Origin of the sequence: Hyphomonas sp. L-53-1-40, assembly GCF_000682775.1 — a bacterium.
Classification (GTDB): domain Bacteria; phylum Pseudomonadota; class Alphaproteobacteria; order Caulobacterales; family Hyphomonadaceae; genus Hyphomonas.
Map to the genome: position 1 here is coordinate 17383 of NZ_AWFI01000002.1, position 13625 is coordinate 31007.

Annotated in this window: 13 protein-coding genes; all 13 read left to right on the forward strand. The window is 57.1% G+C overall.

The genetic code is table 11. The features are described 5' to 3' along the window. Position 1 precedes the first annotated feature (1 nt). Positions 2 to 2104, forward strand: a complete 2103-nt coding sequence (gene nuoG / locus L53_RS04130; RefSeq protein WP_034812282.1) for an NADH-quinone oxidoreductase subunit NuoG — start codon at positions 2 to 4, stop codon at positions 2102 to 2104. 10 nt (positions 2105 to 2114) lie between these two features. Then, entirely contained in the window at positions 2115 to 3206 is a 1092-nt protein-coding gene (gene nuoH / locus L53_RS04135; RefSeq protein ID WP_034812283.1) for an NADH-quinone oxidoreductase subunit NuoH, read from the forward strand. Continuing rightward, complete coding sequence (nuoI, locus tag L53_RS04140) at positions 3203 to 3688, forward strand: NADH-quinone oxidoreductase subunit NuoI (protein ID WP_034812285.1); 486 nt, start codon at positions 3203 to 3205, stop codon at positions 3686 to 3688. The genes nuoH and nuoI overlap by 4 nt, the downstream gene beginning before the upstream one ends. Positions 3689 to 3750: 62 nt before the next feature. Next, on the forward strand, positions 3751 to 4344 hold the full coding sequence (locus L53_RS04145; protein WP_034812287.1) for an NADH-quinone oxidoreductase subunit J: 594 nt from the start codon (positions 3751 to 3753) through the stop codon (positions 4342 to 4344). A 3-nt stretch (positions 4345 to 4347) separates the two neighbouring features. After that, the gene (nuoK, locus tag L53_RS04150; RefSeq protein ID WP_034812289.1) at positions 4348 to 4656 is read left to right on the forward strand and encodes an NADH-quinone oxidoreductase subunit NuoK; all 309 of its coding nucleotides are present in this window, start codon (positions 4348 to 4350) and stop codon (positions 4654 to 4656) included. A gap of 4 nt (positions 4657 to 4660) precedes the next feature. Continuing rightward, positions 4661 to 6805, forward strand: a complete 2145-nt coding sequence (nuoL, locus tag L53_RS04155) for an NADH-quinone oxidoreductase subunit L (RefSeq protein ID WP_034812292.1) — start codon at positions 4661 to 4663, stop codon at positions 6803 to 6805. Next, on the forward strand, positions 6805 to 8304 hold the full coding sequence (locus tag L53_RS04160; RefSeq protein ID WP_034812293.1) for an NADH-quinone oxidoreductase subunit M: 1500 nt from the start codon (positions 6805 to 6807) through the stop codon (positions 8302 to 8304). Before nuoL ends, L53_RS04160 begins: the two co-directional genes overlap by 1 nt. Before the next feature lie 4 nt (positions 8305 to 8308). Further along, the gene (nuoN, locus tag L53_RS04165; RefSeq protein ID WP_051607575.1) at positions 8309 to 9736 is read left to right on the forward strand and encodes an NADH-quinone oxidoreductase subunit NuoN; all 1428 of its coding nucleotides are present in this window, start codon (positions 8309 to 8311) and stop codon (positions 9734 to 9736) included. Then, entirely contained in the window at positions 9733 to 10470 is a 738-nt protein-coding gene (locus L53_RS04170; protein WP_034812297.1) for a biotin--[acetyl-CoA-carboxylase] ligase, read from the forward strand. The genes nuoN and L53_RS04170 overlap by 4 nt, the downstream gene beginning before the upstream one ends. Before the next feature lie 3 nt (positions 10471 to 10473). Further along, on the forward strand, positions 10474 to 11241 hold the full coding sequence (locus L53_RS04175; RefSeq protein ID WP_034812300.1) for a type III pantothenate kinase: 768 nt from the start codon (positions 10474 to 10476) through the stop codon (positions 11239 to 11241). Positions 11242 to 11246: 5 nt separating this feature from the next. Beyond that, positions 11247 to 12932, forward strand: a complete 1686-nt coding sequence (locus L53_RS04180) for a ribonuclease J (protein ID WP_034812303.1) — start codon at positions 11247 to 11249, stop codon at positions 12930 to 12932. A gap of 5 nt (positions 12933 to 12937) precedes the next feature. Further along, the gene (gene mce / locus L53_RS04185; protein ID WP_034812456.1) at positions 12938 to 13366 is read left to right on the forward strand and encodes a methylmalonyl-CoA epimerase; all 429 of its coding nucleotides are present in this window, start codon (positions 12938 to 12940) and stop codon (positions 13364 to 13366) included. Continuing rightward, complete coding sequence (locus tag L53_RS04190; protein WP_034812304.1) at positions 13366 to 13599, forward strand: DUF1467 family protein; 234 nt, start codon at positions 13366 to 13368, stop codon at positions 13597 to 13599. Before mce ends, L53_RS04190 begins: the two co-directional genes overlap by 1 nt. Positions 13600 to 13625: the final 26 nt, after the last annotated feature.

Here is a 13625-nt window from a genome sequence, read left to right on the forward strand (position 1 = left end):
TATGTCCGACGACCTTTTTAAGTTGAATGTCGATGGCAAGGACATTGAGGTCCCACGCGCCTACACGCTGATGCAGGCGTGTGAGGAAGCGGGTGCTGAGATTCCGCGCTTCTGCTATCATGAGCGCCTGTCGGTCGCCGGCAATTGCCGCATGTGCCTTGTCGAATGGGAAGGCGCACCGAAGCCGATTGCTTCGTGCGCGCAAACCGTGGGCGACATGCGTCCGAACCGGGATGGATCGGCACCGAACATCCGCACCAAGGGCGCCTATGTGGAAAAGGCCCGTAATGGTGTCATGGAATTCCTGCTGATCAACCATCCGCTGGATTGCCCGATCTGCGACCAGGGCGGCGAGTGCGACCTGCAGGATCAGGCCATGGCCTATGGCCGCGCCGGCAGTCGCTATGACGAGAACAAGCGTGCCGTTGAAGACAAGAATATGGGCCCGCTGGTCAAGACGATCATGACCCGCTGCATCCAGTGCACGCGATGCGTGCGCTTCGCCGCCGAAGTCGCGGGGGTCGAGGAGCTCGGCATGATTTCGCGTGGCGAAAATGCCGAAATCACGACCTATCTGGAAAAGAGCCTGACATCCGAACTGTCTGGCAACGTCATTGATTTGTGTCCGGTTGGTGCGCTGACCTCCAAGCCATACGCATTCAATGCGCGCCCCTGGGAGCTGCGTAAAACGTCCTCCATTGATGTGATGGACGCCATGGGCGCTGCGATCCGCGTGGACGCCAAGGGTGATGGCGTGATGCGCATCCTTCCTGAAGTGAGCGAAGGCATCAACGAGGAGTGGCTGTCGGACAAATCCCGTTTCATTTGGGATGGCCTAGCCCGCCAACGCCTCGACAAGCCTTACATTCGCGAGAACGGCAAACTGCGCCCGGCTAATTGGGGCGAGGCTTTTGCGGCCGTGAAAGAGGCGCTGTCGGCATCCCCTGAAAAAATCGGCGTTGTCGCCGGAGACTTGATCGAGGTTGAGCAGGCCAAGGCAGCGCTTGATTTTTTCCGAGGGCTCGGTGTGGAGAATACAGATTGTCGTCCCGCCGGGGCGCAATATGGCACAGATGGGGTGCGCGAACGTTATATCCTGAATGGCACACTGGCTGGCGTAGAAGATGCTGACGCCTTGCTGTTGATCGGTACGAATCCGCGCGTTGAAGCCGCTGTCTGGAATGCGCGCATCCGCAAGGCATGGCTTTGGGCTGACCTGAAAGTTGGCCGTATCGGCGAAGCTGCGGATCTGACATATGAGCATGCCTGGCTCGGCGATGGCGCGTCGGCGCTTGCAAATATCCGCAATTCGGACTTCGGCAAAGTGCTCGCAGATGCCGAGCGGCCGATGGTCGTCATCGGCGAACGCGCGCTCTGCGGCGAAGATGGCGCAGCAGTTCTCGCTAAAGCGCTGGAACTGGCAAACGAAATTGGCGCCGTTAAAGACGGCTGGGCCGGATTTGGCGTTCTTCACAATGCGGCGGGCCGCGTGGGCGCGCTGGACGTTGGGTTCGTGCCTGGCGAGGGTGGAGCCGCGACGGCAGATATCCTGTCCGGCGGGATGGAAACGGTCGTGCTTCTCGGGGCTGACGAGCTCGATCTGTCTAACCTTGGCAATTCGAAAGTCATTTACATAGGCTCGCATGGCGATGCGGGGGCTGCGCGTGCGGACATTATTTTGCCGAGTGCCGCTTATACCGAAATGTCCGCCACCTTTGTGAACACCGAAGGCCGCGTCCAGATGACGAGCCGCGCTGTGCAGCCAAAAGGTGAGGCACGCGAAGGCTGGGCCATTTTCCGAGCCTTGTCGGAAGTTGTTGGCAAGAAACTGCCCTATGATACCGCCGATGCGCTGCGTGCTGAATTGCGCGGTCCTGAGGGTGAAAGCACCACTTTCTCAGGACTTGGATTCGCGCCGGGCGCGATGGGGGCGGAGGCCCTCAAAACGCCAATCACGACTCCTTCGACAATCCTTGTGACCGCGACATTCCGTCCGGTGTTTGACGATTTCTATATGACGAACCCGATCGCACGGGCGTCCAAGACGATGGCCGAATGTTCTGCGCTGGCCTCAGCGCTGGACACTCCGGTAGCAGCGGAGTAGGGCGGGCGCCATGAGCAACTACGTCGAGTCTCTCGGGCAACTTTGGGGGCCATTGCTGGTCCTCGGACAGATCGCACTGTTCACGCTCGTCCTGTTGTTATCGATCGCATTCCTCCTGCTTTTGGATCGCAAGGTCTGGGCTGGCGTGATGATGCGCAAAGGCCCGAACGTTGTTGGACCTTTCGGCCTGATGCAGTCATTCGCCGATTTCGGAAAATTCCTGCTCAAGGAAATCGTGATTCCGGCTGGTGCGAACAAGACCGTCTTTCTTATCGCGCCAATCCTGACCTGTACGCTGGCCTTCGCGGCCTGGGCGGCGATTCCGGTTGCGCCCGGCACTGCAAGCGGCACGAGCTGGGTCATCTCGAACCTCAATGTCGGCGTGCTTTACCTGTTCGCGATCAGTTCGCTGGGCGTCTATGGCATCATTATGGGCGGCTGGGCGTCGAACTCCAAATATCCGTTCCTCGGCGCCCTGCGCTCGGCAGCGCAGATGGTCTCCTATGAAGTGTCGATCGGCTTCGTGATCGTGACCGTCATCTTGCTGGTAGGTTCGATGAACCTGACGGATATCGTGAACGCGCAGGAAGGCGGTATCTGGACCTGGCATGCTTTCAGTTTCCAGCACTTCCCGCTGATCCTCGTCATGTTCCCGATGTTCATTATCTTCTTCGTATCAGCGCTTGCTGAGACCAACCGGCCACCCTTCGATTTGCCGGAAGCCGAATCCGAGCTCGTCGCGGGTTACCAAGTGGAATACGGCTCAACGCCCTACCTGCTTTTCATGCTGGGCGAGTATCTCAACATTGTTCTGATGTGCGCGTTGATGACGATCCTTTTCCTTGGCGGCTGGCACGGTCCATTCGCGCTGGGAGAGGAATTTGTCCGCGATCACCCCTTCGTGAATGCATTCGCCGGCTTGTTCTGGTTCATGTTCAAGATCCTGTTCCTGTTCATAATGTTCGCGATGGTGAAGGCGATTGTCCCTCGTTACCGCTATGACCAGCTGATGCGCCTGGGGTGGAAGATCTTCCTGCCAACCTCGCTCGTGGCGGTTCTGATTGTGTCCGGCTATGTCGTTTATCTGGGAGTTCAGTCATGAGTCTGGCTCAAACCATCCGCGGCGCGCTCCTGACCGATTTCCTCGGCGCGCTCGTCGTGGCGACAAGGGAAGTGTTCACGCGCAAGGCAACGGTGAACTATCCGTTTGAGAAAAATCCTCTTTCGCCGCGCTTTCGCGGGGAACACGCTTTGCGGCGCTATCCCAGCGGTGAAGAGCGCTGCATCGCCTGTAAATTGTGTGAGGCAATCTGCCCGGCGCAGGCCATCACGATTGAGGCTGAGCCGCGCGCAGACGGTGCCCGTCGTACCACACGTTATGATATCGACATGGTGAAATGCATCTATTGCGGCTTCTGTCAGGAGGCCTGTCCGGTCGATGCCATCGTGGAGGGGCCGAACTTCGAATTCGCCACTGAAACGCGCGAAGAGCTGTTCTACGACAAGGACCGCCTGCTCGCGAATGGAGATCGTTGGGAACGACTGATCGCCAAGAATCTGGAACTCGACGCGCCTTATCGCTAGGCCGCCGGAACTATTAACTCGTGGGGCGTTCTGCCCTGCCAAGAAGGGGGCCTAGTAGGGCTGTGGCAGTCATCGCTTTCTATCTGATCGCGGCCGTCGTGCTCGTCTCGGCGCTGTCGGTGATCATGGCGCGCAACCCCGTTCATTCGGTGTTGTGGCTCATTCTCGCATTCTTCTCATCGGCCGGTTTGCTTGTGCTGATTGGCGCTGAGTTCCTGGCGATGCTTTTGGTCGTTGTCTATGTCGGCGCGGTTGCTGTGTTATTCCTGTTCGTCGTTATGATGCTGGACGTCGACTTCGTCGAGCTCAAGCGCGGCACACTGAGATACTGGCCGTTTGCTGTGCTTGTCGGGATCATATTTGCCGCCGAAATCGTGCTGGCATCGGTGATCGGCACAGCAGACATGGAGACCAATTTCGATGCATCTCCGGGCGCTGAGACTAATGCCGAGGCCATTGGGCAGGTAATGTATACGCAATACCTGCTGCTGTTCCAGATGGCGGGCATCATCCTGCTCGTTGCCATGGTTGGTGCCATCGTGCTGACGCTGCGCCACCGTCCAGAGACCAAGCGCCAGAACATTGCCAAGCAGACATCGCGCCGTCGCAGCGATGCCTATGAATTGAAAGACCCCACTCCGGGGCAGGGGATCTAAGAAATGGACCTTGGGCTTTCCCATTTTCTCGCCGTCTCGGCGGCCCTGTTCACAATCGGGGTCGTGGGCATCTTCGTGAACCGCAAGAACATCATCGTCATCCTGATGGCGATTGAGCTGATCCTGTTGTCGGTAAACCTCAACCTCATTGCCTTTGCGGTATTTAGTGGCACGATTGCCGGGCAGGTCTTCGCGATGTTGGTACTGACAGTTGCGGCAGCCGAGGCAGCTGTTGGTCTTGCCATTCTCGTCGTCTACTTCCGCAATCGCGGTGATATCTCGGTCGAAAATGTCGACCTGATGAAGGGGTAGGGCGATGCTTCCAGATATCCTGATCCTCTATATCGTCCTTGCGCCAGGGCTCGTGGCGCTGACCGGCCTGGCACACAAGCAGATTGGCGACAAAATCGTCATGGGGCTGACCACTGCTGTCGTATTATCAGCAGGCGCGCTGTCGCTGATCCAGCTGTTCGCCTATGTGGCGGGTCTTGGTGGTCACACGGGCACTGAGGAGCATCATGCAAGTCTCGTCGCCGCGACGACCGGCATGGAAATCAAGCAGCATGTGATTACCCTCATGCCATGGATAAGCGTCGGCGAATTCCAGGCGAATTGGGCAATCCGCGTCGACACGTTGTCCATTGTGATGATGGCGGTGATTACCGGCGTATCCGGCCTCGTGCATCTCTATTCCTGGGGATATATGAGCGAGGACCCGCACAAGGCGCGCTTCTTCAGCTATTTGTCGCTCTTCACCTTCATGATGCTCATGCTGGTGACCGCTGACAATTTCATCCAGTTGTTCTTCGGCTGGGAAGGCGTGGGTCTCGCTTCCTACCTGTTGATCGGCTTCTGGTACCAGAATAAGGCGCCGAACGACGCCTCCATCAAGGCTTTCGTTACCAACCGTGTAGGCGATTTCGGCCTTGCGCTGGGCATCATGGCCGTCTTCTTCGTATTCCGCTCGGTCGAGTTCGGTCCGGTACTGGACGCCGTGCGCAACAATGTGGCGGTTGTGCCTGTTGGTTTCACGGAAGCGGCACCGGTCCGCGATCTGATGATTCCGTTCCTGCATTGGAATCTGAACGCGCTGGAAGTTATCGGTGTGCTGCTCTTCATTGGCGCCATGGGCAAGTCGGCCCAGTTCTTCCTGCATGTCTGGTTGCCGGATGCGATGGAAGGTCCGACACCGGTATCGGCCTTGATCCACGCCGCAACCATGGTGACGGCGGGCGTCTATCTCGTCTGCCTCTTGTCGCCGATCTATGAGTACACATTCTGGGCTGCAGGCATGATCACCATCGTGGGCGCGGTGACCGCGCTCTATGCGGCCACGGTTGGTATGGCGCAAAACGATATCAAGCGCGTGATTGCCTATTCGACCTGTTCCCAGCTTGGCTACATGTTCTTCGTGGCAGGTGTCGGCGCCTATGAAGCGGCCATGTTCCACCTCTTCACGCACGCCTTCTTCAAGGCGCTTTTGTTCCTTGGCGCTGGCTCGGTTATCCATGGTATGCACCATGAGCAGGATATGCGTCGCATGGGCGGGCTCGCCAAATTCATGCCGCTCACCTATGCGGCCATGATGATCGGGACGATTGCCATTATCGGCCTCGGTATTCCGCACACCCAGATCGGTTTCGCTGGCTTCTTCTCCAAGGACGCCATCCTGGAAAGCACTTTCGCCGCTGGCCAGTCCAAGGTCATGTTCGGTCAGGTAGCTTTCTGGTTCGGCCTGATTGCAGCCTTCCTGACGAGCTTCTATTCGTGGCGCCTGATCTACATGACGTTCCACGGTCCAAAGACCTGGGAAGCTCATGATCATCATGACAACCACGCTCTTGAAGATGTGCATGGAGTTGATGAGGCACATGGCCACGCTCATGACCACACACCGCATGAGAGCCCGCTCGTCATGCTGGTGCCTCTGGGACTGCTCAGCTTGGGTGCGATTTTCGCGGGCGTATATTTCTACGACGCATTCGTGGACAGCAATAATGAGACTTTCTGGGCCGGCGCGATCTATCGCGCCGCAGAGAACCATGTCCTGCATGATCGTCATAATGTGCCTGAATGGGTGTTGTACGCCCCGCTGGTCGTTACGATCGCCGGCTTCCTGATTGCGACGTTCACCTATTACTTCAACCGGGGTGTTGGTAAGCGTGTTGCCGACAGCGGCGGTCCGCTGCACTCGCTGTTCTACAACAAATGGTATTTCGACGAGATCTATCAGGCCACGCTCATCAAGGGCTCGGCCATGCTCGGCAATCTCTTCTGGAAGGCGGACAAAAAGATCATCGACGGCATCGGGCCTGATGGTGTTGTGGCCGTGACCAAGGCTTCGGCTGGACGCTTGTCCAAGATGCATACCGGATATCTCTACCACTACGCATTTGTGATTATCGGTGCTGCACTCGTATTCGGCGGAATATTGTGGCTGCGCGCTGGAGGAGCCAACTAATGGGCGGTTTTCCCATTCTTTCAGCGATGACGTTCCTGCCCTTGGCAGGCGCACTCATCATCATGCTCGTGCGCGCAGCGACAGCTGGCAGCCGGGATGCATCCTCCAGTGATACCGAGGGGCGTACAGCGCTCCTGGCTGGCCTGATCATTTCCGGTGCAACCTTCATTGCATCCCTCGCGGCATTTGGTGCGTTTGATGCGTCTCAATCGGGCTATCAGCTCGTCGAGCAATACAGCTGGTATCGTAACATCAGCTACAAGATGGGCATTGATGGCCTGTCTATTTCGCTTATTTTGCTGACCACTTTCCTGATCCCTATCTGCCTGCTGGCCAGCTGGAACTCGATCCACAAGCGCGTGACGGAGTATGTGGTCGCCTTTCTCGTTCTTGAGACCTTCATCATCGGCGTCTTCACCGCGATGGACCTCGTCCTGTTCTATATCTTCTTCGAAGCCGGCCTGATTCCGATGTTCCTGATCATTGGTATCTGGGGCGGCAAGGACAAGATCTATGCGGCGTTCAAATTCTTCCTCTATACGCTGATCGGTTCACTGCTGATGCTCGTGGCCGTGGTGTACATGTACCAGGTTGCTGGTGGTTCTGACTTCGAGATTCTGGAGAAATATTCCTTCGATCCGAACGTTCAGACCTGGCTCTGGCTGGCCTTTATGGCGTCGTTCGCCGTGAAGCTGCCTATGTGGCCGGTTCATACATGGTTGCCGGATGCACACGTGCAGGCACCGACTGCGGGATCCGTTTTGCTGGCAGGCATTCTTCTGAAGATGGGCGGCTATGGATTCCTGCGCTTTTCGTTGCCCATGTTCCCGGACGCGAGCCACATGTTTCAGCCGATGATGTTCGCACTGGCGGTGATCGCCATCGTATACACGTCGCTCGTCGCGTGGCGGCAGACGGACATGAAGAAACTGATCGCATATTCATCTGTTGCGCATATGGGCTTTGTTACGCTCGGCGTGTTCGCCTTCAATGAGGCCGGCGTTCAGGGGGCCATTTTCCAGATGCTGAGCCACGGCCTGATCTCCGCCGCACTCTTTCTGATCGTTGGCGTCGTTTATGACCGGATGCACACTCGTGAAATTTCCGCCTATGGCGGATTGGTTCACCGGATGCCGGTCTATGCCACGTTCTTCATGCTGTTCACCATGGCCAATGTCGGTCTTCCTGGCACGTCTGGCTTCATCGGCGAGATCCTGACCATGGTCGGTGGCTTCCAAGCTTCAACCTGGGCAGCGTTTGGCGCCGCGCTTGGTGTGATCTTTTCGGCCGTTTATATGCTCACCCTGTATCGCCGGACAGTGTTTGGAAAAATCACCAATCCCGATCTGAACACGATTAAGGATATGAACAGGATTGAATGGATCTGCATTGCTCCACTCGCCATCCTCACAATCCTGTTTGGTGTTGCACCCAATTTGATTTTCAACATTACCGAAGGTTCTGCCTTGCGCATTCTGAACCTGATGGCGGGAGGCTGATCTCGTGATTGATTTCACTGCCATGATACTGACTGTTGGGCCTGAGCTCTGGCTCGTGGCGATTGCCTTGATTGGCGTGCTTGTGGGCGCCACGTTGAAGGATCGTTTCAACAGCGTATCTATCAAGTTCGGCGCTCTTGCCCTCTTTGCGGCCGCCGCGTTTTCGCTGATGAACTATGAAGGCGGCGAAGCCTTCAATGGTCTCGTTCGTACGAACACGTTCGTGAACTTCGCAAAATTTGTCAGCTATGTCTTGGCGGGATTTGCGCTGCTCACATCTGAGGGTTTCCTGAAGCGGCATGGTACCATTCGGTATGAATATTCCCTGCTGATCCTGCTCGCCTCCTTCGGCATGGGCATGATCCTGTCGGCGGCTGACTTGATGACGCTCTATATGGGCGTCGAAACGCTTAGTCTGTCTTCCTATGTCCTGGCTGCGTTTCATCGGGATTCTGCCAAGGCGTCCGAAGCTGGGTTGAAGTACTTCGTTTTGGGGGCGCTTGCATCTGGCATGCTGCTGTATGGCGCATCACTCGTCTACGGGTTCAGCGGTTCGACAGAATATGCCGTGATCGCTGCAGCGGACCCATCGATCGGCATGATGTTCGGCATGGTCCTGATGATTGTCGGTCTCGCCTTCAAAGTCTCTGCTGCGCCCATGCATATCTGGACGCCGGACGTGTATGAGGGCGCGCCGACACCGGTCGTTGCGTTCTTCGCCTCTGCGCCCAAAATGGCGAGCATGGTGGTCTTTGCGAATGTCATGTTCACCATGTTTGGCGACGTGATCGACCAGTGGCAGTTGATCATTTGTATCATTGCCGGTTTGTCCATGATTGTCGGGTCACTTGGCGCGCTGACACAAACCAATATCAAGCGCTTGCTTGGCTACTCATCGATTGCGAATATGGGCTACGCGCTCGTCGCTGTTGCCGCGGGTCCGGAATTGGGAGCGGGGCCTTTGCTGGTCTTCCTGACGCTGTACGTGATTGCGTCACTTGGCCTGTTCATGGGCGTACTCGCCATGCGTCGCAAAGGCGGCATGGTGGAAGGGATCAACGAGCTTGGTGGGTTGATGCGAAAGCGTCCCGTGCTGGCGATCGCGCTTTCCATTCTGATCTTTTCGATGGCGGGCCTTCCACCGTTCGGTGGGTTCTTCGGAAAATGGGAAGTATTGTCCGCCGGGGTTGAGGCTGGGCTGATGCCAGTCGTGATAATTCTCGTGCTCGCGTCGGTCGTATCGCTTGGCTATTATCTCCGTCTGATCAAGATCATGTGGTTTGACGAGCCAACAGAGCGTTTTGAAGCGGTCGATGGCCCGGTAACGATTACAGTTCTGCTTGCAGCGCTGATTGCCGGTATCCTGTTCCTGTTCTTCATAAGCGCACTATCAGGATGGGCGGGCACAGCGGCTCTGGGACTTGCAGGTTGAGCTTAACCTGGCCCGTCTACCATCTTGGCGTCATAGACAGCACCAATTCCGAAGCGAGGCGGCGGGCGAAGGCTGGCGATTTCGACGATTGCTGGCTTGTCGCAGAAGCTCAGACCGCTGGGCGCGGTCGTTTGCAGCGTCCGTGGATTTCGCCGTCTGGAAACTTGTTTTCCACCGCGCTGTTTCATGAGCCCGGCGGCATTCCAGTAGCCTCCCGTATTCCCTTCGCCGGGGCGTTGGCTGTTTCTGATGTGGCTGCGCAGCTCGCGCCTGACGCCCACGTCCGTTTGAAATGGCCGAACGATGCGCGCGTAAATGGCGCCAAAATCTCCGGCATTCTGATCGAAACCGGCGGGCAGGGCGCTGCGTTCTGGGTCGCCGCAGGCATTGGGATCAATGTGGCTTCCGCACCTGAGGGCGCCGGCCAAATGGCAACATCACTGCATTCCTTGAGGGGCGACGCGGTCCTGACTCCGGCTGATGTCCTGACGGCGATTCGTGGTGCGTTTGGGCGTCGTCTTGACCAGGCGCGGCAAGGATTTGAAACGTTGCGGCAAGACTGGCTGAAAGTCGCTGAAGGGCTCGGTCAGACGATCTCGGTTTCGCGAAACGGCGATCCCCTGATAGGCGTATTGGAAGATATGGCGGAAGACGGGTCGCTGGTGCTTAGATTGCCCGACGGACGCCGGGAGACAGTACGGGCTGGTGATGTCAGCCTGATAGGGAGTAGCTAGGCGATGCTGCTGGCAATTGATGTAGGCAACACGAACACGGTGTTCGGCATTCATGATGGCGAGACGTGGGTCAATCAGTGGCGCAGCGCAACCGATGCCACCAAGACCGCCGACGACCACGCCGCATGGTTGTGGCGGTTGGCTGACATGTACGGGATGGAGTTGAAGCGCATCAAAGGGTGCGTGATTTCAACCGTAGTACCTCAGGCCCAGTTCAATTTTCGCAATCTCGCACGTCGCTACCTCAATCTCGAGCCCTTGTTCATCGGGGATCCCAGCCTGAAAACGGGTGTCGAAGTCCGCATTCACCGGCCCGAACAGGTTGGGGCCGACCGGATTGTGAGTGCGCTTGGGGCGCACATGACCTATTCCGGCAATCTCATTGTAATTGATAGTGGGACTGCAACAACGTTTGACGTTGTGGCGGAAGATGGCGGCTTTGAGGGCGGCATCATCTCTCCAGGTATCAATCTGTCCATGCGGGCGCTACATGATGCGGCGGCGCAGTTGCCACGCATCGCGATCCAGAAACCAGCCCAGGTAATCGGTCAGGATACGATCAGCGCCATGCAGTCAGGTGTGTTCTGGGGGTATATCGATCTCATTGATGGGCTCGTAACCCGGATCAAGGCCGAATATGGAAAGCCAATGAAAGTGGTTGCCACCGGCGGTGTGGCCTCCCTCTTTGAAGGCGCCAGCGAGACAATAGATTATTACGATCAGGATATTACCATTCGCGGCCTGCTCGAAATCTACAAACGGAACAGTTGAGACCTATGGCAGACACGAACGGTATAGAGGACGAGCTGGTTTTCCTCCCCCTGGGGGGCTGCGATGAGATCGGCATGAACCTCAATGCCTATGGCTACGGTCCGGCGCATGACCGCCGTTGGATCATTGCCGACCTCGGTGTGACGTTCGGATCACTTGAGACACCAGGGATCGACCTGATCTGCGCGGATCCCGAATATCTAATCGGGGAAAAGATCGACGCGGTATTCCTGACACATGCGCATGAGGACCATATCGGCGCAGTCGGCCTGTTGTATCCTCGCCTGCAGACAAAGGCCCCGATCTATGCGACGCCATTCACGGCAGAGCTCGTGCGCTCGAAAATGGTTGAGCGGGGCGTGGACCCGTCCTGGCTCAAGCCGGTTGCGCTGGGCGGAACAGTTCAGGCCGGGCCGTTCGAGGTTACCTATGTCACGCTGACTCACTCAATTCCCGAGCCGAACGCCTTGGCGATCAAGACGCCGCTGGGCACGATCCTGCACACCGGCGACTGGAAGATCGATCCGGATCCCCAGATCGGATCTGCGACGGACGTCAAAGGCCTGACTGCCCTAGGGGATGAAGGCGTTCTCGCCATGGTCTGTGACTCGACCAATGTCTTCGAAGAAGGGGAGTCCGGGTCCGAAGAATCGGTGAAGCAAGGGCTGACAGACCTGATCGCCGAGCAGAAACAAGCTGTGGCCGTGACCACGTTTGCATCGAATGTGGCACGCGTGAAATCGATCGTCGAAGCTGCCGAGTCGGCGGGCCGGGCTGTATGCCTGGTCGGGCGCAGCATGCATCGCATTACGGACGCGGCAAAATCCGTCGGCATATTGCCGCCGCATATGGAATTCATTGACGAATCCGAAGCGAGCCAGATTCCCGCCGAACACATCCTGTATCTCTGTACGGGAAGTCAGGGTGAAGCGCGGGCCGCATTGACGAGAATCTCACGGCGGGATCATCGTAATGTGTCGCTCCATGAAGGCGACACAGTGATCTTCTCGTCCCGACAGATCCCAGGCAATGAAAAGGGGATTTTTGCGCTTCAGAATGCACTGGCAGAGCAGGGCGTCAGGGTGATCACGCCGCGCATGGTGCCATATCCGATACATGTCTCCGGTCACCCTTGCCGGGACGAACTGCGCCGCATGTATGGATGGGTGCGACCGCAAGTATCAATTCCCGTGCACGGCGAGCGTCGGCACATCATGGAACATGCCAATTTCGCGAAATCCCTGCAGGTTCCCCATGCTGTAACACCGCAAAATGGCAGCCTGATCCGGATCGCACCGGGAAAGGCCCAGATTGTTGACGTCGTTCCAGCCGGTCGGTTGTTTCTGGATGGGGATCGGCTGGTGCCGGAAGGTGCGCAGGGAATTGAGGAACGCCGGAAGCTTTCCTGGGCTGGAATCATCTTCGCGTCCATGACGCTGGACGATGATGGAGACATACTTGACGGCCCCATCGTGTTGGCAAAAGGCCTGTCGGAGACAGATGGTCGCCTCGCTGATGAGAGTATCGAGCCGCTTGAGATCGCTGCCGAGGATGCAATTGGTCGCATGAAGAAACGCGACCGAATGGACGATGATGCCGTCGAGCGAACCGTCGGCCGCGCCTTGCGGAAAGCTTGTCTTGAAACATTTGGTCACCGTCCCGTAATAGAAGTGATCGTTCTGAGGAGTTGAAACCTGTGTCAGAGTTTAAAATTGGTCCGTTGAACCATGTCGGTGTTGCAGTGCCAGATCTTGAAGCCGCTTGCGAAACCTATCGGACACTCTATGGGGCCACAGATATCACCACGCCGTTCGACATGCCGGAACAGGGCGTAAAGGTCTGTTTCGTCAATCTGCCGAATAGCCAGATTGAGCTCATCGAGCCTTTGAGCGTCGAATCCCCTATCGCCAATTTCATCACGAAGAACCCGAAAGGCGGCCAGCATCATGTCTGCTTTGAAGTGGATGACATCGACCAGGCGGTCGAAGAGATGGGCAAGCGTGGCGCCACAGTCCTCGGGAAGCCCCGGATTGGTGCCCATGGGACTCCCATTGTCTTTGTCCACCCGAAGAATTCGAACGGTGTCCTGATCGAGCTGATGGAAACTCCCAAGGAAGCCCACTAATGACCATTTTCGGCGCTGGTGTTGTCTTCACCATTGCCTGGTGGCTGTCCTTTTTCGTCGTTCTTCCGATCGGCGTGAAGGGCCAGTGGGAAGACGATTCCACGATTGACGGAACGGAAGAAGCGGCGCCGAAAAACCCCATGCTTGCCAAAAAAGCGCTATGGGCCACAGGCGGCGCGATTGTTCTGACAGGTCTTACAGCCATCATCGTGCCACGTTTGCTTGCGCAATAGGGGGCGCTGCGGCTAGGTGGCCTTCG

Excerpts from the sequence above, each read along its gene's own strand:
- nuoG (WP_034812282.1), top strand. The coding sequence starts at position 2 with ATGTCCGACGACCTTTTTAAGTTGAATGTCGATGGCAAGGACATTGAG.
- nuoH (WP_034812283.1), top strand. The coding sequence starts at position 2,115 with ATGAGCAACTACGTCGAGTCTCTCGGGCAACTTTGGGGGCCATTGCTG.
- nuoI (WP_034812285.1), top strand. The coding sequence starts at position 3,203 with ATGAGTCTGGCTCAAACCATCCGCGGCGCGCTCCTGACCGATTTCCTC.
- nuoK (WP_034812289.1), top strand. The coding sequence starts at position 4,348 with ATGGACCTTGGGCTTTCCCATTTTCTCGCCGTCTCGGCGGCCCTGTTC.
- nuoL (WP_034812292.1), top strand. The coding sequence starts at position 4,661 with ATGCTTCCAGATATCCTGATCCTCTATATCGTCCTTGCGCCAGGGCTC.
- L53_RS04160 (WP_034812293.1), top strand. The coding sequence starts at position 6,805 with ATGGGCGGTTTTCCCATTCTTTCAGCGATGACGTTCCTGCCCTTGGCA.
- L53_RS04175 (WP_034812300.1), top strand. The coding sequence starts at position 10,474 with ATGCTGCTGGCAATTGATGTAGGCAACACGAACACGGTGTTCGGCATT.
- L53_RS04180 (WP_034812303.1), top strand. The coding sequence starts at position 11,247 with ATGGCAGACACGAACGGTATAGAGGACGAGCTGGTTTTCCTCCCCCTG.
- L53_RS04190 (WP_034812304.1), top strand. The coding sequence starts at position 13,366 with ATGACCATTTTCGGCGCTGGTGTTGTCTTCACCATTGCCTGGTGGCTG.